The 19,221-nt window shown below is 55.4% G+C and carries 19 protein-coding genes; 14 read left to right on the top strand and 5 right to left on the bottom strand.

Annotation, left to right across the window (positions count from 1 at the left end; all coding sequences use genetic code 11):
- The 5 genes from sapD to pspF form a co-directional block, all read right to left on the bottom strand.
- Positions 1-993 carry a putrescine export ABC transporter ATP-binding protein SapD gene (gene sapD, locus L370_RS03210; protein ID WP_023335931.1) on the bottom strand — a complete coding sequence of 331 codons (993 nt, stop codon included), beginning with the start codon at positions 991-993 and terminating at the stop codon, positions 1-3.
- The gene (gene sapC, locus L370_RS03215; RefSeq protein ID WP_023335930.1) at positions 993-1,883 is read right to left on the bottom strand and encodes a putrescine export ABC transporter permease SapC; all 891 of its coding nucleotides are present in this window, start codon (positions 1,881-1,883) and stop codon (positions 993-995) included. Before sapC ends, sapD begins: the two co-directional genes overlap by 1 nt.
- The gene (sapB, locus tag L370_RS03220; RefSeq protein ID WP_023335929.1) at positions 1,870-2,835 is read right to left on the bottom strand and encodes a putrescine export ABC transporter permease SapB; all 966 of its coding nucleotides are present in this window, start codon (positions 2,833-2,835) and stop codon (positions 1,870-1,872) included. Before sapB ends, sapC begins: the two co-directional genes overlap by 14 nt.
- Positions 2,832-4,472, bottom strand: a complete 1,641-nt coding sequence (gene sapA / locus L370_RS03225) for an ABC transporter substrate-binding protein SapA (protein ID WP_023335928.1) — start codon at positions 4,470-4,472, stop codon at positions 2,832-2,834. The genes sapB and sapA overlap by 4 nt, the downstream gene beginning before the upstream one ends.
- Positions 4,473-4,560: 88 nt before the next feature.
- Complete coding sequence (gene pspF / locus L370_RS03230; protein ID WP_023335927.1) at positions 4,561-5,538, bottom strand: phage shock protein operon transcriptional activator; 978 nt, start codon at positions 5,536-5,538, stop codon at positions 4,561-4,563.
- Between the two features lie 166 nt (positions 5,539-5,704).
- Between pspF and pspA the strand changes: the two genes are divergently transcribed.
- The 14 genes from pspA to L370_RS03300 all read left to right on the top strand — a co-directional run bounded on the left by pspA (position 5,705) and on the right by L370_RS03300 (position 19,158).
- Positions 5,705-6,373 (top strand): phage shock protein PspA, encoded by a 669-nt coding sequence (pspA, locus tag L370_RS03235; protein WP_023335926.1) that lies wholly within the window; start codon positions 5,705-5,707, stop codon positions 6,371-6,373.
- Between the two features lie 49 nt (positions 6,374-6,422).
- A complete protein-coding gene (gene pspB / locus L370_RS03240) occupies positions 6,423-6,647 on the top strand; it encodes an envelope stress response membrane protein PspB (protein WP_023335925.1) in 225 nt (74 codons plus the stop codon).
- Positions 6,647-7,006, top strand: a complete 360-nt coding sequence (gene pspC, locus L370_RS03245) for an envelope stress response membrane protein PspC (protein ID WP_008501237.1) — start codon at positions 6,647-6,649, stop codon at positions 7,004-7,006. Before pspB ends, pspC begins: the two co-directional genes overlap by 1 nt.
- 12 nt (positions 7,007-7,018) lie before the next feature.
- Positions 7,019-7,243: a phage shock protein PspD gene (gene pspD / locus L370_RS03250; protein ID WP_023335924.1), complete on the top strand. Its 225-nt coding sequence runs from the start codon at positions 7,019-7,021 to the stop codon at positions 7,241-7,243.
- Positions 7,244-7,439: 196 nt separating this feature from the next.
- Positions 7,440-9,137 carry a sugar phosphorylase gene (locus tag L370_RS03255; RefSeq protein ID WP_023335923.1) on the top strand — a complete coding sequence of 566 codons (1,698 nt, stop codon included), beginning with the start codon at positions 7,440-7,442 and terminating at the stop codon, positions 9,135-9,137.
- Positions 9,138-9,151: 14 nt separating this feature from the next.
- Entirely contained in the window at positions 9,152-10,444 is a 1,293-nt protein-coding gene (locus tag L370_RS03260; protein WP_023335922.1) for an ABC transporter substrate-binding protein, read from the top strand.
- Between the two features lie 22 nt (positions 10,445-10,466).
- Positions 10,467-11,348, top strand: a complete 882-nt coding sequence (locus tag L370_RS03265) for a carbohydrate ABC transporter permease (RefSeq protein WP_023335921.1) — start codon at positions 10,467-10,469, stop codon at positions 11,346-11,348.
- Entirely contained in the window at positions 11,335-12,177 is an 843-nt protein-coding gene (locus L370_RS03270; RefSeq protein ID WP_023335920.1) for a carbohydrate ABC transporter permease, read from the top strand. The genes L370_RS03265 and L370_RS03270 overlap by 14 nt, the downstream gene beginning before the upstream one ends.
- 28 nt (positions 12,178-12,205) lie before the next feature.
- Positions 12,206-13,258 carry a zinc-dependent alcohol dehydrogenase gene (locus tag L370_RS03275; protein ID WP_023335919.1) on the top strand — a complete coding sequence of 351 codons (1,053 nt, stop codon included), beginning with the start codon at positions 12,206-12,208 and terminating at the stop codon, positions 13,256-13,258.
- Positions 13,259-13,275: 17 nt separating this feature from the next.
- Complete coding sequence (locus L370_RS03280; protein WP_023335918.1) at positions 13,276-14,064, top strand: sugar phosphate isomerase/epimerase family protein; 789 nt, start codon at positions 13,276-13,278, stop codon at positions 14,062-14,064.
- Positions 14,065-14,075: 11 nt separating this feature from the next.
- Positions 14,076-15,134, top strand: coding sequence for a Gfo/Idh/MocA family protein (locus tag L370_RS03285; protein ID WP_155858055.1), 1,059 nt, complete (start codon positions 14,076-14,078; stop codon positions 15,132-15,134).
- On the top strand, positions 15,128-17,407 hold the full coding sequence (locus tag L370_RS03290) for a glycoside hydrolase family 65 protein (RefSeq protein ID WP_023335916.1): 2,280 nt from the start codon (positions 15,128-15,130) through the stop codon (positions 17,405-17,407). The genes L370_RS03285 and L370_RS03290 overlap by 7 nt, the downstream gene beginning before the upstream one ends.
- Positions 17,397-18,062, top strand: coding sequence for a beta-phosphoglucomutase (pgmB, locus tag L370_RS03295; protein WP_023335915.1), 666 nt, complete (start codon positions 17,397-17,399; stop codon positions 18,060-18,062). Before L370_RS03290 ends, pgmB begins: the two co-directional genes overlap by 11 nt.
- 13 nt (positions 18,063-18,075) lie before the next feature.
- The gene (locus L370_RS03300) at positions 18,076-19,158 is read left to right on the top strand and encodes an ABC transporter ATP-binding protein (protein ID WP_023335914.1); all 1,083 of its coding nucleotides are present in this window, start codon (positions 18,076-18,078) and stop codon (positions 19,156-19,158) included.
- Positions 19,159-19,221 lie beyond the last annotated feature (63 nt).

Here is a 19,221-nt window from a genome sequence, read left to right as displayed (position 1 = left end):
TCACTCTCTCTCCATGTTCAGGGGGAAATGACAGGCGTATAAATGATTTTTGGCCCCGGTCAGGCGCGGCGTCTCGATACATTTACGCTGAGCATAGGGGCACCGCGGACCCAGACGACAGCCTATCGGCAGGGATTCCAGCAGCGGAATCGCCCCCGGCAGGGTATTCAGGCGGCTTTTATGCGGCATGGCGCTGCCAAAATCCGGAATGGCGCGGATAAGCGCCTGCGTATACGGATGATGCGGGGCGTTAATCAGATCTTCACTCGGCGCGGTTTCGACCGTTTGCCCGCAGTACATCACGTCAATTTTATCCGCCCATTTGCTGAGCATTTGCAGGTCATGGCTGATCAGCAAGATGGTGGTGTTGTTATTCTGGTTAAGACGCGACAGCAGGCGGAAAATTTGCGCCTGCGTGGTGGGTTCCATCGCGTTGGTGGGCTCATCCGCAATCAGCAAACGCGGCTGATTTGCCAGCGCGATGGCAATCATCACTTTCTGACATTCGCCGTCGGTCAGCTCATAAGGGAAGCTGCGCATCGCGTCTTTGTGATCTTTTATCCCGACGCGGTGTAAAAGCTCGATGGCACGACGCTTGCGCCAGCCAACGCGTTGCCACCAGCGGCCTTTATAGGTCCAGCCGGGAATGTTCTGCATCAGCTGTTTCCCCACGCGTTCGGACGGGTCGAGACAGGACTGCGGCTCCTGGAAAATCATCGAGACGTTATGCCCGACCAGCTTACGCCGCTCGCGGGGGGAGAGGCGCAGCAGGTCGATATCATCAAAACGCATACGGTCTGCGGTCACGCGCCAGTTGTCTTTCGCCACGCCGCAGATAGCTTTGGCAATCAGGCTTTTTCCCGAGCCGGATTCCCCCACCAGCCCGCGAATTTCACCCTCCGCAAGGGTGATACTGATGCGATCGACGGCTTTAACCCAGCCTTCACCGGTTTTGAATTCGATGGTGAGGTTGCGAATATCAAGAAGCGGCATTATTGCACCCCCGCGTTAATTGCACGGCGAATACCGTCGCCCAGCAGGTTGATGAGCAGCACGCTCACCATAATGGCCGCCCCCGGCAGCATGACCGTCCAGGGCGCAACGTAGATTAACTCCAGCGCGTCGCCGAGCATCGCACCCCATTCAGGCGACGGCAGCTGTGCACCGAGGTCGAGGAAGCCGAGCGCCGCGATGTCCAGGATCGCCATGGACAGGGCGCGGGTGATCTCCGTGACCAGCCCGGCGGCGATGTTTGGCAGCACGGCAAACCACAGAATGTTGAAGGTCGTCGCGCCGTCCAGACGCGCGGCGACGACGTACTCTTTTTCCAGCTCATCATGCACCATACTGTAAACCGAGCGCACGATGCGGGGCAGGATAGCCAGCCAGACCGCGAACATGGCATGCGACAGGTGCGGACCGGCAAAGGCAACAACGATGATCGCCAGCAGCAGGGACGGAATCGACAGCAGCGTATCCAGAATGTGGTTAAGCACCGCCGAACGCAGGCCGTGCGTGGATCCTGCAAAAATACCAAGCGCCAGCCCACAGATCGTGGCCGCCAGCGTCACCACAAATGCGCCGCCCACCGTCGGGGCTGCACCGCTCAGCAGACGGCTCAACACGTCACGTCCGAGGTCGTCCGTTCCCAGGAAGAAAGAGACTTCGCCGTAGCGCGACCAGGACGGCGGCAGCAGCTGATAGCCAAGGAACTGCTGGTCAATGCCATAGGGCGCAAACCACGAGCCAAAGACGCAAAGCAACGCCAGGCCGGCACAGCCGTAAAGGCCGATCATTGCCGTGGTATCACCATAGAATTTTCGCCACACGGTGCGCAGCACACCGGGCGTGCGCTTTTCACTGTATACGCTATCGTAAGGCATACCATTCCTTATGCTTCAATGGGTTGGCCATGGCACCCAAAATATCGGACAACACGTTAACAATAATCACCAGCGAACCAATCACCATCACACCCGCAGAAATAGCGGCGTAATCCTGCTGGCGGATGGCGTTAATCAGCCATCGCCCCAGACCCGGCCAGCTAAAGACCATCTCGGTGATCATGGCCAGCGTCAGCATGGTGGAAAACTGTAATCCCAGACGCGGAATAACCGGCGGCAGCGCGTTGTGCAGGACGTTGCGGCGCAGTATGGTCAGGCGGGACAGCCCTCGCGTAGCGGCGGCTTTGACGTAGTTCTGGTCAAACACCTCAATGGTGCTCAGGCGCATCAGGCGGATCACTTCGGTGGTCGGCGCAACCGCCAGCGTCAGCACCGGCAATACCATATGGCGCAGGGCGCTGACGATCATCTCATGGCGCCACACCGAATCGGAGAGCCATGCATCAATGATGGCAAAACCCGTCACCGTTTTCACCGTATAGAGCAGGTCAAAGCGACCCGAAACCGGCAGCCAGCCCATCGTCAGCGAGAAGAACAGCGTCAGCAGCAGCGCCAGCCAGAATACCGGGATAGAGAAGCCGAGCAGGGCGAGGGCGCTGATAAACTTGTCCTGCCATTTGTTGCGATAGATCCCGGCCAGCATGCCTACGGGGATCCCGACCATCAGGGCAAAGCCGAAGGCCAGAATGCACAGCTCCATCGTGGCCGGGAACACCTCTTTCAGCTGCTCGGAAATGAGCTGCCCGTTAATGCTGGACACGCCGAAATCCCAGTGCAGCAGTCCGTTAAACCAGAAGAGCCAGGCATCCCACAGCGACGACCCCTGGAGCGGGGCGTGGGGCGTGAAATAGCTCAGGCTAAAGCCGACAAAGTTCAGGAAAAAAAGCGTCACCAGCAGCAAAAGGAGCCGACGTAAGGTAAAAATAATCATGGTTTTTTCACCTCTTGATCTTTCTCACGCGACACGCCGGCGAACGAGGCGTTGCCGAACGGACTCAGCACCAGACCTTTAATATCATAACGATAGGCCTGAAGACGCAGGGAAGAGGCCAGCGGCAGCACCGGCAGTTCCTGGGCGAGGATCTTCTGCGCTTCATCATAGGCGTCAATACGCGAGGCCAGTTGCTGGGAAGCCAGCGCTTTTTGCAGCACGGCGTCAAACTCCCGGTTACACCAGTGGGCGTAGTTGGTCTGCGAGTTTATGGCCGCACAGCTCAGCAGCGGCCTAAAGAAGCTGTCCGGGTCGTTACTGTCGGTCGCCCAGCCGGTCAGGGTTAAATCATGATTCATGTCCATCAGGCGCGCCTCCTGGAAACGGCCCTCAACCGGTACGATGACCACCTTGACACCCACCTGCGCCATGTCCGCCTGCAGCAGTTCGGCGGTCTTGAGCGGGCTTGGGTTCCACGCTTGGGAACTGGTTGGCACCCAAAGCTGCAGCGTCAGGTTTTCCGCCCTCAGCGCTTTTAGCTGCTCACGCGCTTTTGCCGGATTGTATTCCGTAATTTTAGCTTCACCGTCATAGGCCCACGAGGCGCGCGGTAAAATTGAGGCGGCGGTTTCCGCCGTGCCGTAGTAGATCGACTGCATCAAACGCTGGTTGTTAATCGCCAGCGCCAGAGCGTGACGTACGGCAGGGTTATTCAGCGGCGGCTTATCCGTGTTAAAGGCCAGATAAGCGATATTCATGCCGGGGCGTAACGTCAGGCGCAGGCGCGGATCGTCGCGCAGGATGGTGAGCTGGCTGGCCGCGGGCCAGGCGAGCACGTCGCATTCCCCGGTGAGCAGTTTCGACAGACGTCCCGTTCCGCCTGAACCGAGATCGACCACCACCTGCGGCATCAGCGGGGTACCGCGCCAGAAATGCTCATGGCGCTGCAGACGAATATATTGCCCGGCGCGGTATTCGGCCAGCTGGAACGGACCTGTGCCGACCGGCTGACGATCGATTAACTCCTGACGATCCTTTTTCGTCAGGTTCGCCGCGTATTCAGCGGACATGACCGACGCATAGTGGGTCGCCAGGTGCCAGAGGAAAGAGGCATCCGGGCGCGTCAGCGTAAATTCGACCGTCCGGTTATCGAGCTTACGCACGCTTTTGACGGTGTCGGCAAACTGCAGGCTGTCGAAATAGGGGAAGTTGCTGCCGTTAACGTTATGCCACGGATGGTTGCGGTTAAAGATACGCTGGAACGTGAAGACCACGTCATCTGCGTTCAGCTTGCGCGTGGGGGTAAACCACGGTGTGCGCTGAAACGCGACGTCATCACGCAGATGAAAACGGTAGGTTGCGCCGTTATCCAGCACTTCCCAGCTTTCCGCAAGCTCAGGCACCAGACGGTAGGTATACGGGTCAACATCAAGCAGACGGTCGTATAGCTGTGCGGCCAGGGTATCCACGATCAGGCCGCTGCCCGCTTTTTGCGGGTTGAAGGTATCTACCTGGCCGCTTACGCAATAGACGAAGCCGCTGTCACGAATGTCAGGCTGCGGCGTTAGCCCGGGCGCGGCAAAGGCCAGGCTGCTAAACAGACCGAGTGCAAAAAAGGACGATAAAACCAGACGCATAATTTTTAAGGTTTTTAGGTTCGATCTGCAAAGTGTATCGCACTTACGCATGCTTCGTAAAAATGTCTGCAGGTAAGTGCCGATATTGTCAGCGCATTTGATGCTTTTTAAGCAATGCCCTTAACTGATGGTAGGTCAGACCCAGCAGTTCAGCCGCCCGTTTCTGGTTATATTTCGCCGTCTTCAGGCTTTGTTCCAGCAGCTGTTTCTCCTGGTCGTTCTGAAACTGGCGTAAATCAAGGGGGAGAGAGGGGGCGTCGCCTGAAGACGATGGTGCGGGCAGCGGCGGTGCGCTGCGCTGAAAAGGATCGATAATGATGCTATCCAGCTCCGTTTCGCTGCTGCCGTGGCGATAGACGGAACGCTCCACGACGTTTTTCAGTTCGCGGATATTTCCCGGCCAGTGATAAGCCAGCAGCGTCTCCTGCGCATAATCGCTGAAGCCGGGGAAGAGCGGCAGACCGAGCTCGCGGCACATCTGAATCGCAAACTGGTCTGCCAGCAGCATAATGTCGCTTTTGCGCTCGCGCAGAGGAGGAAGCTGAACGACGTCAAAGGCCAGGCGGTCAAGCAGGTCGGCGCGGAATTTCTCCTCCGCCACCATTTCCGGCAGGTTGGCGTTCGTGGCGCACACCAGGCGCACGTTAACCTGCAGCGGCTGGCTACCCCCGACGCGCTCCAGCTCGCCGTACTCAATCACGCGCAGCAGTTTTTCCTGTACCAGCATGGGCGCGGTGGCCAGTTCATCAAGAAACAGCGTACCGCCGTCGGCGCGCTCAAAGCGCCCGGGATGGCGTTTCTGGGCACCGGTAAACGCACCCGCTTCATGGCCGAAGAGCTCGGTGTCGAGCAGGTTTTCATTCAGCGCCGCGCAGTTAAGGGAAATGAAGGGGCCGTCCCAGCGCCCGGATAAATAGTGCAGACGGTTGGCTATCAGCTCTTTCCCCGTTCCGCGTTCACCGATAATCAGCACCGGTTTATTGAGCGGCGCCAGGCGAGAGACCTGTTCCAGCACTTCCAGAAAACTGTTTGCTTCACCGAGTAAATTGTCTTTGTATCCAGGCATGATGAAATTAACCACTCCTTAGCGATATTCACCAGGGAAGGATAGTTCTTCACTGCATGAAAATCAATCAGTCCCAGTTAAATCAATAAGATAAAAAGTTGGCACGATGTTTGTATTATCTGTACAGCAGGGCATAGCCCGATAACAGAACTATGAGGATTAGATTATGGGTATTTTTTCTCGTTTTGCCGACATCGTGAACGCCAACATCAACTCACTGCTTGAGAAAGCGGAAGATCCGCAGAAGCTGGTACGCCTGATGATTCAGGAGATGGAAGACACGCTGGTTGAAGTGCGTTCTACCTCCGCCCGCGCGCTGGCGGAGAAAAAACAGCTTACGCGTCGTATTGAACAAGCGACCGCTCAGCTGAACGAATGGCAGGAAAAAGCGGAACTTGCGCTGCGCAAAGATAAAGAGGATCTGGCCCGTGCGGCGCTGATCGAAAAACAAAAGCTGGCCGATATGGTCGCGACGCTTGAGCATGAAGTGACGCTGGTGGATGACACGCTCACCCGCATGAAGAAAGAGATTGGCGAGCTTGAAAACAAACTGAGCGAGACCCGCGCGCGTCAGCAGGCGCTGACCCTGCGTCACCAGGCGGCAAGCTCTTCCCGCGACGTGCGTCGCCAGCTGGACAGCGGTAAGCTAGATGAAGCGATGGCGCGTTTTGAATCGTTTGAACGTCGTATCGACCAGATGGAAGCGGAAGCCGAAAGCCACGGTATTGGTAAGCCGAAGTCGCTGGATCAACAGTTCGCCGACCTGAAGGCCGATGATGAAATCAGCGAGCAGCTGGCGGCACTGAAAGCCAAAATGAAGCAAGACAACCAATAATAATTCCTGCGGCACCTGAGCGTGCCGCATCGTAAGACAAGGAGTACACATGAGCGCGCTTTTTCTGGCCATTCCCCTGACAATTTTCGTGCTGTTCGTTTTGCCGATTTGGCTATGGCTGCACTACAGCAACCGTTCTTCACGGGGCGAACTCTCCCAGAGTGAACAACAGCGTCTGGTACAGCTTACTGATGAGGCGAACAAAATGCGCGAACGCATTCAGGCGCTGGAAGCCATCCTGGATGCTGAACATCCAAACTGGAGGGACCGTTAATGTCTGGACTGAATCTGAACAAAAAGTTGTGGCGTATTCCGCAGCAGGGCATGGTGCGCGGCGTTTGTGCCGGGCTGGCTCATTATCTTGATGTTCCGGTCAAACTCGTGCGCGTGGTCACGGTGCTATCGATCTTCTTCGGTCTGGCGTTTATTACCCTGGTGGCATACATCGTCCTGTCGTTTGTCCTTGACCCGATGCCGGAAGGAGAACTGGCTGCGGAAGGTGCCCCCACCAGCAGCGATCTTCTCAATGCGGTTGATGCGCAACTCGCCGCCGGTGAGAAGCGGCTACGGGAAATGGAACGCTATGTCACGTCGGATACCTTTACGCTGAGAAGTCGCTTTCGTCAGCTTTAAGAGAGAGATGAGATGAAACAACGCTGGCAACAGGCCGGTCAGAAGGTAAAACCCGGCCTGAAAATCGCAGGTAAACTGGTCCTGCTGACTGCATTACGATTCGGCCCGGCAGGTGTGGCGGGTTGGGCGATAAAATCCGTTGCCCGCAAGCCGGTTAGAATGGTGCTGGCCGTGGCGCTCGAACCGCTTTTGCAAAAGGTGGCAAAACGGCTTTCACGCCGCTACTTATCCCAATAATTCCCGCTGACGTTAGCCCTTTCCTTTCAGGGAGAGGGACTGGCGGCGGTTAACCGCATTATCTTTTTTCCCATGCTTTCTTTGCGGCAGCTCACAATATTGCGCTGAGCTGCTTTGCAAACACCTTTTTCTCCTCCCCGGTCCGTTGACAGATATTTTTCATGGGAGTAGATTGCCACTCCGTGGGACCGCTACCATGGAAAGTGAGATGAATCCAAAAATTAAAGAACTTATTAATCTTGTTTACGGGGAAACGTTTTCTGAAGCCCATCTTGCTGTGCTGAAGGGAAATATTGAAAAGGCCGCTTCTGTTATTACAGAAGAACGTAAAAAGGCCTGGGATGAAAAAGATGTTGTTCTGATCACCTATGCCGATCAGTTTTCAGCGAAAGGGGAGAAGGCGCTGCCGGTTTTTACACGCTTTTATAACAAATGGCTTTCTCATTCTTTTTCACACGTCCATCTTTTACCTTTTTATCCCTGGTCTTCAGACGACGGGTTTTCTGTTATTGATTATCATGAAGTTGCTCCTGAAACGGGTACGTGGCGAGATGTTGCTGAGTTAAAACAGTCTGCCAGCTTAATGTTTGATTTCGTCTGCAACCATATGTCAGCCAAAAGCAAATGGTTCGCTAATTATCTTAAGCAAACGCCGGGCTATGACGATTTCTTTATTTCTGTCGATCCTGAAACAGACTTATCCGCGGTGACGCGTCCGCGCGCCTTACCGCTTCTTACGCCTTTCACGCTGCATGATGGCAGCGTGCGACACCTGTGGACGACCTTCAGCGAGGACCAGGTTGATCTCAATTTCGCTTCTCCGCAGGTGCTGATCGCGATGGTCGACGTGCTTCTGCATTACCTGATTGAAGGGGCGCGATACATCCGTCTGGATGCTGTAGGCTTCATGTGGAAAATACCCGGAACAAACTGCATTCATCTTGAGCAAACCCACCAGCTTATCCAGCTTTTCCGCGCTATCACCGAGGCCGTCGCCCCGGGGACGGTGATTATCACCGAGACGAACGTTCCGCATAAAGATAACGTTGCTTACTTCGGTGACGGTGAAAATGAAGCGCAGATGGTTTATCAGTTCTCATTGCCCCCGCTGGTACTGCATGCAGTGCATTGTCAGAACGTCCGGACGCTGAGCCAGTGGGCAGCGTCGCTTACGCTGCCTTCCACGAAAACCACCTGGTTTAACTTCCTGGCCTCGCATGACGGGATTGGTCTGAATCCGTTACGCGGCATTTTACCTGAGTCGGAAATCCTCTCACTGGTGGAGAAACTTCAGGCTGAAGGGGCGCTGGTTAACTGGAAAAATAACCCGGATGGTACTCGCAGTCCTTATGAAATTAATGTGACCTATCTGGATGCATTAAGTACGCGTGATAGTCTTGATAGCCATCGGATTGCCCGGTTTATTCTGGCGCATGCCGTCCTCTTAAGCTTCCCCGGCGTACCTGCGGTTTATATTCAGAGTATTCTCGGCTCGCGTAATGATTATGCAGGTGTTGAACGCCTGGGATACAACCGCGCAATAAATCGTGAGAAATACACAGCAGGACAAATTGATAGCGCGCTTGAAGATAAAAAGAGTCTTCGTTATCAGGTCTATTGCGCGTTAAGTCAGCTAATCTCGCTGCGCCGGGCGGAAAAAGCATTCCACCCTGACAGTGAAGCTTATTTTAGCGCGTGTGGTGAACATGTTTTAAAAATCGTTCGCGTGGCGAACTGTGGCGAGAGGATAACGGCGCTGTTTAATTTCAGTGATGGTATTAAAACGGTGGGATCTGATATTCAAGGCGGGACGGAGTTGATTACTGGAGAAGATATTACAGATAAAACGCTGACCCTACATCCATGGCAGGTGTTGTGGATTAAAGAAAACTAAAAAGGACCTTAAAAATGAAAATGCCCAGAATTGTGCTGATATCAGCACTGGTTTCGTGCGCCCTGTTATCAGGCTGTAAGGATGACAAAAAGTCTGCTGTCACCATCGAGTTTATGCACTCATCGGTCGAGCAGGAGCGTCAGGCGGTTATCACGAAGCTGATCGAAAAATTTGAGAAAGAGAACCCTGGCATCACGGTGAAACAGGTGCCGGTAGAAGAGGATGCCTACAACACCAAGGTCATTACGCTCGCCAGAACGGGCGCGCTGCCTGAGGTGATAGAAGTCAGCCACGACTACGCCAAAGTCATGGACAAGGAACAGCTGCTGGATCGCAAAGCGATTGGTGAAGCCATTAAAGCGGTAGGCGAAAACACCTTCTATGACGGCATCTTGCGTGTTGTTCGTACGGAAGACGGTTCTGCCTGGACGGGCGTGCCAGTCAGTGCCTGGCTCTCCGGCGTCTGGTATCACAAAGATGTGCTTGCTGCAGCCGGTATCCAGGAGCCACATAACTGGGAACAGCTGCTGAAAGCCAGCCAGAGCCTTAACAACCCGGCCAAAAAACGTTACGGCATTGCGCTGCCCACCGCGGAAAGCGTGATGACAGAGCAGGCATTCTCCCAGTTTGCGCTTTCCGGTGGCGCGAACGTTTTTGATGCCAAAGGGAACGTCAACATTGAAACCCCTGAAATGGCAAAAGCCCTGGCGTTTTATAAAGCCCTGGCCGCGACCACCATGCCGGGTTCAAACGACGTCATGGAGATCAAAGATGCCTTCATGAACGGTTCTGCGCCGATGGCGGTTTACTCCACCTACATCCTGCCCGCGGTATTTCAGGACGGAAACCCTGCCAACCTGGGCTTCGTTGTCCCAACAGAAACATCTTCTGCTGTTTACGGCATGGTCACGTCCCTGACGATTACCACCGGTCAAACCGAAGAGGAAACTCAGGCGGCTGAAAAATTTGTGACCTGGATGGAGCAGGCTCAAAACGCAACCGACTGGGTCATGATGTCGCCTGGCGCGGCACTGCCGGTTAACAAGCTGGTGGTGGGCACCGATACCTGGAAAAACAACAATGTAATTAAAGCGTTTGGGCAACTGCCTTACGAACTGATTGCGCAGTTCCCGAATGTGCAGGTCTTTGGTGCCGTGGGCGACAAAAACTTCACACGTATGGGCGATGTAACCGGGTCCGGCATTATCAGTTCCATGGTGCATAACGTCACGGTGGGAAAACACGATCTCAGCAACACGCTTAGTGACAGCCAGAAGCGACTGACTGATCTGATTTCACAACGATAGGAGCGCTCTGCGGAAGGAAATTATGAAGACGTTGTTTTCTGGTCGTTCAGATATGCCTTTCGCCATGCTGCTGTTGGCCCCCAGCCTGATTTTGCTGGGGGGCCTGGTGGCCTGGCCAATGATTTCCAATATTGAAATCAGTTTTTTACGACTGCCGCTTAACCCGCGTATTGATGCGGTGTTCGTTGGGCTCGATAACTACATCCGCATTCTCGGGGATGTTGCGTTCTGGCACTCCCTGTGGATGACATTCTGGTACACCGCGCTGGTGGTGATCGGCAGCACGGGGTTGGGGCTGGCTGTTGCGGTCTTCTTTAACCGTGAGTTTCGTCTGCGGAAAACGGCGCGTTCACTGGTGATTTTGTCCTACGTAACGCCGTCCATTTCGCTGGTGTTTGCCTGGAAATACATGTTCAACAACGGCTACGGCATTGTGAACTACCTGGGCGTTGACCTGCTGCATCTGTATGACCAGGCGCCCCTGTGGTTCGACAATCCTGGCAGCAGTTTTGTACTGGTGGTGCTGTTCGCCATCTGGCGGTACTTCCCGTACGCGTTCATTTCGTTCCTGGCGATTTTGCAGACCATTGATAAGTCGCTGTATGAAGCGGCGGAAATGGACGGCGCGAATGCCTGGCAGCGTTTTCGAATCGTTACGCTGCCCGCGATTATGCCGGTGCTGGCAACGGTGGTGACGCTGCGCACTATCTGGATGTTCTACATGTTTGCGGATGTCTACCTGTTGACGACCAAGGTCGATATTTTGGGCGTCTACCTCTACAAAACGGCATTCGCTTTCAATGATTTGGGTAAAGCTGCGGCGATTTCCGTCGTGCTGTTCGTGATCATCTTCGCGGTGATTCTGCTGACCAGAAAAAGGGTAAACCTCAATGGCAACAAATAAACGCGTACTGAGCCGTATTGGTTTTTATCTGGGGCTGGCGGTGTTTCTGGTCATCACGCTGTTCCCGTTCTTCGTGATGCTAATGACGTCATTTAAGAGTGCGAAAGAGGCGATATCGCTTAACCCGACCATATTGCCGCAGGCGTGGACGCTGCAGCATTACGTCGACATCTTTAACCCGCTGATTTTCCCGTTTGTGGACTATTTCAAAAACAGCATGGTCGTGTCGCTGACCTCCTCGGTGATTGCCGTGTTTCTCGGCACGCTGGGGGCTTACGCTCTATCCAAACTGCGTTTTAAGGGCCGCACGACGATCAATGCGAGTTTTTACACCGTCTACATGTTCTCCGGAATATTGCTGGTGGTGCCGCTGTTCAAAATCATCACTGCCCTTGGGATCTACGACACCGAGCTGGCGCTGATTATCACCATGGTGACCCAAACGTTACCGACAGCGGTGTTCATGCTGCGCAGCTATTTCGACACCATCCCGGACGAAATCGAAGAAGCCGCGATGATGGACGGCCTGAACCGCCTGCAAATCATCTTCCGCATCACCGTACCGCTGGCGATTTCCGGGCTCGTATCGGTGTTTGTCTACTGCTTCATGGTGGCGTGGAACGACTATCTGTTTGCGTCCATTTTCCTGTCCAGCGCCAGCAATTTCACCTTGCCGGTCGGGCTGAACACGCTCTTTAGCACGCCAGATTATATCTGGGGTCGCATGATGGCGGCATCGCTGGTGACGGCGCTTCCAGTGGTCATCATGTACGCCCTGTCTGAACGTTTTATTAAAAGTGGTTTGACCGCCGGTGGCGTGAAGGGCTGAGGCGGCCAATTTTAACAAGGAGTCAGTCATGAAAAAATTAGTTGCGACAGCGCCTCGTGTGGCGGCGCTGGTGGAGTATGAAGATCGTCCGGTTGCGGTTCATGAAGTGAAAATTCGTGCCCGCTTTGGCGCGCCGAAACACGGTACCGAAGTGGTGGATTTCCGTGCGGCAAGCCCGTTTATTGATGAAGATTTCAACGCAGAGTGGCAGATGTTCACGCCGCGTGAAGAGGGGGCCGCGCGCGGTATCGAATTCGGTAAGTTCCAGCTGGGCAACATGATTGTTGGCGACATTATCGAATGCGGTGATGACGTCACTGAATATCAGATCGGCGACAGAGTCTGCTGCTACGGCCCGCTGCAGGAAACGGTTATCGTCAACGCGGTGAACAACTACAAGCTGCGCAAAATGCCGCAGGGCGCGTCCTGGAAAAACGCCGTTTGCTACGATCCCGCGCAGTTCGCCATGAGCGGCGTCCGTGATGCCAACGTCCGCGTGGGCGACTTTGTGGTCGTGGTCGGTCTGGGAGCCATTGGGCAGATTGCGATTCAGCTGGCGAAAAAAGCCGGGGCCTCCGTCGTTATCGGCGTCGATCCTATCGAACACCGCTGTGAGATCGCGCGCCGTCACGGTGCGGATCACTGTCTGAACCCCATCGGCACTGATGTCGGTCTGGAAATCAAAAAACTGACCGGGAAGCAGGGCGCGGACGTGATCATCGAAACCAGCGGGTTTGCGGATGCGCTGCAATCTGCGCTGCGCGGACTGGCCTACGGCGGCACCATCTCCTATGTCGCCTTCGCAAAACCGTTCGCGGAAGGCTTTAACCTTGGCCGCGAAGCGCACTTCAACAACGCGAAGATTGTCTTCTCCCGCGCCTGCAGCGAGCCTAACCCGGACTACCCGCGCTGGAGCCGCAAGCGTATCGAAGAGACCTGCTGGGAATTGCTGATGAACGGTTATCTCAATTGTGACGATCTGATCGACCCGGTTGTGACCTTCACCACCAGCGCTGAAAGCTATATGAAGTATGTCGATCAGCACCCGGAGCTCAGTATCAAAATGGGTGTCACTTTTTAAGCTAAGGAGAGCAAATTATGAAAATCGCAACACAAAACCAAGCCTTTTTCCCGAGCACTATCCTGGAGAAATTCAAGTACATCAAAGCAATGGGTTTTGATGGCTATGAAATTGACGGCAAGCTGCTGGTGGAAAACCTCGCCGATGTGAAAGCGGCTATTAAGGCCACCGGCCTGCCGGTGACGACGGCCTGCGGCGGATACGATGGCTGGATTGGTGATTTTATCGAAGAGCGTCGTCTGAACGGGTTAAAGCAAATCGAACGCATTCTGGAAGCGCTGGCCGAAGTGGGCGGCAAGGGCATTATCGTGCCTGCTGCCTGGGGAATGTTTACCTTCCGTCTGCCGCCAATGACCTCTCCACGCAGCCTTGAAGGCGACCGTAAGGCGGTGAGCGCTTCGCTGCGCTGGCTGGATGACGTCGCGGCACGCACCGGGACGACCGTTTATCTGGAGCCGCTGAACCGCTATCAGGATCACATGATCAACACCCTGGCTGACGCGCGCCGCTATATCGAAGAGAACGGCCTGAAGCACGTGCAGATCATCGGCGATTTCTATCATATGAACATCGAAGAAGACTCTCTTACGGACGCGCTGCATCAGCATCGCGATCTGCTGGGCCATGTGCACATCGCAGATAACCACCGCTATCAGCCGGGCAGCGGCAGCCTCGATTTTGCCAGCCTGTTCGATCAGCTCCGTGCGGATAATTACCAGGGGTACGTAGTGTATGAGTGCCGCGTACGCGCCGAGGATCCGGCTCAGGCATACCAGGACTCGCTCACTTATCTGCGTGAATGCTAAGGATGACGAGCGTGATGAGTGCTTCTACACCTTCGCCTCTGCGCGTCGCCATTATTGGTGCCGGGCAGGTCGCGGACAAAGTGCATGCCTCGTATTACGCCACGCGCAGTGATGTTCAGATGGTGGCTGTCATGGACAGCCACCCTGAACAGGCTCGGGCGTTTGCGGAACGTCATGGTATTTCCTCGGCATGGCAGGATGTGCGAGAGATGCTCGAGGCGGTTAAGCCGGATGTGGTGAGCGTCTGTTCGCCTAACCGGTTCCACTTCGAGCACGTCATGGCCGCGCTGGAAGCGGGCTGCCACGTAATGTGTGAAAAACCGCCGGCCATGACGCCGCAGGAGGCCGATAGGATGCGCATGGCCGCGCGCAGGGCGGGAAAAGTGCTGGCGTATGATTTTCACCATCGTTTTGCTCTCGATACGCAACTGCTGCGTGAGGCTGTGATGAAGGGGGCGCTGGGGGAAATTTATTACACCACGGCGCAGGCGCTACGACGCTGCGGGGTTCCCGGCTGGGGCGTCTTTACCAACAAAACGCTTCAGGGCGGTGGGCCGCTGATTGATATCGGCATCCATATGCTCGATGCCGCGATGTACGTGCTGGGGTTCCCGGCGGTAAAAAAGGTGACGGCACATAGCTTCCAGAGGCTGGGAAACCGGAAAAGCAGCGGCCAGTTTGGCGAGTGGGATCCCACGCACTTTACCGTTGAGGATGCCCTGTTTGGCACGATTGAGTTCTGCAACGGTGGCCTCCTGCGTCTGGACACCTCTTTTGCGCTTAACATCCGCGAACAGTCCATCATGAACGTCGCATTCTGCGGTGAAAAGGCGGGGGCAACGCTGTTCCCGGCGCACATCTACAACGATGAAGCCGGTACTTTAGTCACCCTCACGCAGCGTGAAGAAGCTGACGACCAGCGTCATATGCGCAGTATGGATGCCTTTGTACGGCATGTGCAGGGTGAGCCCGTCACGATAGCTGATGCGGAGCAGGGGCTGGTTATCCAGCAGCTTGTCGCCGCGCTGTATGAATCAGCAGAAACAGGGGAAAGCGTGACGCTATGCTAAACGTGTCTGTATTAACCGACCCGGGCTTTTGTCCACACAGCCTGAATAAATACGCCTCCATCATGGCCTGCGGTAACGGCTACATGGGGATCCGCGCTGCGCACGAAGAAGATTACACCCAGCAAACCCGAGGCATGTATCTTGCGGGTCTCTATCACCAGGCGGGGCGTAACGAGAGCACTGAGCTGATCAATCTGCCGGATATCACCGGTATTGATGTTGAGCTGGATGGCGTCAATTTCACGCTCCTGTCAGGCGAAATTCTTGAGTGGCAGCGCGAGCTGGCGTTTGCCAATGGCGAACTTCGTCGCCGCGTCGTCTGGCGCTCGCCTGACGGGAAACGCTATCGTCTGGAAAGTCGTCGTTTTGTGTCGCTGGATCAGCTTCCGCTTGTGGCCATGCAGCTTGCGATCACCCCGCTTGATGATGCCTCGCAGGTGTTGATGAAAACCGGCATTGATGCAACGCAAACGAACAGCGGCAGACAGCATCTGGATGAAATGTCGGTCAGAGTGTTTGACCAGCAATACATGCAGGGCGTGTATGAAACGCAGGACCGTGCGTCAGAAGTTGTTGTTTCTGCGTTTTGCCAGCTTTCCGCGAAGAGCGACAGCTGTTTCACTGCCAAAAATCGTCGTCTCAGCGTTCATCATTCGCTGAAGATTGCGAAGGGTGACACTGTCACGATAGAGAAAATCGTCTGGGTGTCACATCGCAGCGATAAAGCACTGTCGCAGGCGTCTTTCGCTCGCAACGCGCTGGCCGATCTTAAGGTCTGTGCGGCAAGAGGCTACGACGCGTTGCTTGAGAGTTCATCGTATGCCTGGGAAGAGGTCTGGCGTGACGCTCGGGTGGAAGTGGACTCTACGGAGTATCAGGATCAGATGGCGCTGGATTACGCCGTCTGGCATTTGACGACCATGACGCCTGCCCATGATGAGCGAAGCAGTATCGCCGCCAAAGGGCTGACGGGCGAGGGGTACAAAGGCCACGTCTTCTGGGATACCGAAATTTTCCTGCTGCCTTTCCATCTTTTCACTCGTCCGCAAGTGGCCCGCAGTCTGCTGCGCTATCGCTGGCTGAACCTGGCCGGGGCCCGGGAAAAAGCCCGCCGAAACGGTTGGCCGGGCGCGCTGTTCCCTTGGGAGAGTGCCGCGAGCGGCAAAGAGGAGACGCCGGAATTTGCGGCTATCAACATCCGTACGGGCACGCGGCAGAAAGTGGCCTCCGCCCTGGCCGAACACCACATCGTGGCGGACATTGCCTGGGCCGTTGTGGCCTACTGGCAGGCCACGCGCGATGATGCCTTTATGCGTAATGAAGGGCTGACCCTGCTGGTGGAGACGGCAACGTTCTGGATGGGCCGCGCCACGGAGGTCAACGGGCGCCTGGAAATTCATGATGTGATTGGGCCGGACGAATACACCGAGCATGTGAATAACAACGCCTACACCAACTATCTGGCCTGGCACAACGTTGCCTGCGCGCGCCGGTTTATGGCGATGTTTGGGCGCGAGGATGAAGGTTTTACGCAGAATGCCACGCGGTTCCTGACGCGCTTATGGCTGCCGGAGGCCAATTCAGACGGTGTGATCCCGCAGGATGATACCTTCATGGCGAAACCAGCCATTGACCTGAGCCGCTATAAAGCGAAAGCGGGTAAGCAGACCATTCTGCTCGATTATTCCCGCGCGGAAGTGAACGAGATGCAGATCCTTAAGCAGGCTGATGTGGTGATGCTTACCTACCTGTTGCCGGAGCGGTTTACCCCGCAGCAGTGCGCCGCCAACCTGGCGTTCTACGAGCCCCGCACGATCCATGACTCTTCGCTGAGCAAGGCCATTCACGGCATTGTGACCGCCCGCTGCGGTGACACCGAGGGTGCCTACGCCTTCTGGCGTGAGGGTGTCGCCATTGACCTTGGAGACGACCCGCACAGCTGCGATGACGGGATTCACGCCGCTGCGACCGGCGCGATCTGGTCCGGCGTCATTCAGGGCTTTGCCGGCATACAGATTGTGGAAGGGGAACTGCACCTTGCGCCGAGGTTGCCAGCCCACTGGCGAAGACTTACTTTCCCCCTGCGCTGGCGGAACGCAACGCTGCACTTTACCTATGAAAACGAGGTTTTAACCCTTGAAACTTCGGCGCCGGTCACGCTGACGCTGTGGGGCAAAACGCTTCACGTATCGGGGCATAAGGTTTGCGCTTATAAGGACTTTCTTACATCTGTAAATGGGACCGCTACCACGGAGGTGCGGCATGATGCTTAAGGCTGTTGTATTCGATCTGGACGGTGTGATCACCGATACCGCACACCTCCATTTTTTGGCCTGGCGTGCAGTGGCGGAGGAGATCGGCATCGCCTTCGACGACGTGTTTAACGAACAGCTGAAGGGCATTAGCCGCATGGATTCCCTTCAGCGCATCCTGAAGCACGGCGGGAAAGAGGGGATATTTAGCGATGAGCAGTGCCTCGCGCTGGCGACGAAAAAAAACGCGCTCTATGTCCAGTCTCTGGCGTCACTGACGGAAGATTCTCTGCTTCCCGGTATTCGCGACGTGCTGGCGGATATCCGTGCGGCGAACGTCAAAATTGGGCTCGCCTCCGTTTCCCTGAATGCCCCTGGCATATTGCGTGCCCTTGGCATTCAGCAGGCTTTTGATTTTTGCGCTGATGCTTCCCTCATTGTCTGTTCGAAGCCAGACCCGGAGATCTTCCTCGCCGCCTGTGCAGGCCTGAATGTGCGTCCTGAAGAGGCCATGGGCATCGAAGATGCACCGGCTGGCGTTGAGGCGATCAACGCGGCGGGCATGCTGTCGGTCGGGGTTGGATCTGGCCTGACCCATGCGGGATTACAACTTCATTCAACGCGGGAACTGACCTGGAAATGCCTGACCGAGTTTTGGGCATCCCGGACGTATTGATAAGGAATTAACAATGGCTCAACTGTCTCTGAAACACATTCAGAAAATCTATGATAACCAGGTCCACGTGGTTAAGGATTTCAATCTCGAAATCGAAGACAAGGAGTTCATCGTCTTCGTCGGGCCTTCGGGCTGCGGTAAATCCACGACGCTGCGTATGATTGCCGGTCTGGAGGAGATCAGCGCGGGGGAACTCGTGATTGACGGGGTTTGCATGAACGACGTGCCCGCCAAGTCACGCGACATCGCCATGGTGTTCCAGAACTATGCGCTTTATCCGCATATGACGGTCTACGACAACATGGCGTTTGGCCTGAAGATGCAAAAAATTGCGCCTGCGGTTATTGAAGAGCGCGTTAACTGGGCGGCACAGATCCTCGGCTTACGGGAGTACCTCAAGCGTAAACCCGGCGCGCTGTCCGGCGGCCAGCGTCAGCGCGTGGCGTTAGGCAGGGCGATCGTGCGCGAAGCAGGCGTGTTCCTGATGGATGAACCGCTCTCCAACCTCGATGCCAAGCTACGCGTGCAGATGCGGGCTGAAATCAGCAAGCTGCACCAGAAGCTGAACACCACGATGATTTACGTGACCCACGATCAGACGGAAGCCATGACGATGGCGACACGCATCGTGATCTTAAAAGACGGCATTATTCAGCAGGTTGGTGCACCGAAGCAGGTCTATAACGAACCGGCAAACATGTTTGTCGCGGGGTTTATTGGATCGCCTGCCATGAATTTCATTCGCGGCGCTATCGACGAGCGCTATTTCGTCACGGAAACGCTGCGTCTGGCGATCCCGGAAGACAAGCTCGCTTCACTGAATGCTGCAGGGTATCAGCGCAAAGCGGTGGTCTTTGGGATCCGCCCGGAAGATATTCTCACGCTTCAGAGCTGCGGTGAAAACATCGCGGCGAAAGTCAGCGTAGCCGAACTGACCGGCGCAGAGTTCATGCTCTACGCCACCGTTGGCGGTCATGAGCTGGTTGTTCGCGCGGGAGCTGCGAATGATTATGCCGCAGGGGATAATATCGGCATCCAGTTCGATATGAATAAGTGCCATTTCTTCGACGCTGAAACCGAAGCGGCTATTAGATAAGAAAGGTGTTTGCCGGAAATACCCATTTCCGGTTTTTTTGTTTGTTACTTATAAAGGGAATAT

This window comes from Enterobacter sp. MGH 24 (genome assembly GCF_000493015.1).
Lineage (GTDB): Bacteria > Pseudomonadota > Gammaproteobacteria > Enterobacterales > Enterobacteriaceae > Enterobacter.
This window is presented reverse-complemented; position numbering and strand designations above follow the sequence as displayed.

Bases quoted from the DNA above. Each gene is read 5' to 3' on its own strand.
- sapD (WP_023335931.1), bottom strand. From the start codon at position 993: ATGCCGCTTCTTGATATTCGCAACCTCACCATCGAATTCAAAACCGGT.
- sapC (WP_023335930.1), bottom strand. From the start codon at position 1,883: ATGCCTTACGATAGCGTATACAGTGAAAAGCGCACGCCCGGTGTGCTG.
- sapB (WP_023335929.1), bottom strand. From the start codon at position 2,835: ATGATTATTTTTACCTTACGTCGGCTCCTTTTGCTGCTGGTGACGCTT.
- sapA (WP_023335928.1), bottom strand. From the start codon at position 4,472: ATGCGTCTGGTTTTATCGTCCTTTTTTGCACTCGGTCTGTTTAGCAGC.
- pspF (WP_023335927.1), bottom strand. From the start codon at position 5,538: ATGCCTGGATACAAAGACAATTTACTCGGTGAAGCAAACAGTTTTCTG.
- pspA (WP_023335926.1), top strand. From the start codon at position 5,705: ATGGGTATTTTTTCTCGTTTTGCCGACATCGTGAACGCCAACATCAAC.
- pspB (WP_023335925.1), top strand. From the start codon at position 6,423: ATGAGCGCGCTTTTTCTGGCCATTCCCCTGACAATTTTCGTGCTGTTC.
- pspC (WP_008501237.1), top strand. From the start codon at position 6,647: ATGTCTGGACTGAATCTGAACAAAAAGTTGTGGCGTATTCCGCAGCAG.
- pspD (WP_023335924.1), top strand. From the start codon at position 7,019: ATGAAACAACGCTGGCAACAGGCCGGTCAGAAGGTAAAACCCGGCCTG.
- L370_RS03255 (WP_023335923.1), top strand. From the start codon at position 7,440: ATGGAAAGTGAGATGAATCCAAAAATTAAAGAACTTATTAATCTTGTT.
- L370_RS03260 (WP_023335922.1), top strand. From the start codon at position 9,152: ATGAAAATGCCCAGAATTGTGCTGATATCAGCACTGGTTTCGTGCGCC.
- L370_RS03265 (WP_023335921.1), top strand. From the start codon at position 10,467: ATGAAGACGTTGTTTTCTGGTCGTTCAGATATGCCTTTCGCCATGCTG.
- L370_RS03270 (WP_023335920.1), top strand. From the start codon at position 11,335: ATGGCAACAAATAAACGCGTACTGAGCCGTATTGGTTTTTATCTGGGG.
- L370_RS03275 (WP_023335919.1), top strand. From the start codon at position 12,206: ATGAAAAAATTAGTTGCGACAGCGCCTCGTGTGGCGGCGCTGGTGGAG.
- L370_RS03280 (WP_023335918.1), top strand. From the start codon at position 13,276: ATGAAAATCGCAACACAAAACCAAGCCTTTTTCCCGAGCACTATCCTG.
- L370_RS03290 (WP_023335916.1), top strand. From the start codon at position 15,128: ATGCTAAACGTGTCTGTATTAACCGACCCGGGCTTTTGTCCACACAGC.
- pgmB (WP_023335915.1), top strand. From the start codon at position 17,397: ATGATGCTTAAGGCTGTTGTATTCGATCTGGACGGTGTGATCACCGAT.
- L370_RS03300 (WP_023335914.1), top strand. From the start codon at position 18,076: ATGGCTCAACTGTCTCTGAAACACATTCAGAAAATCTATGATAACCAG.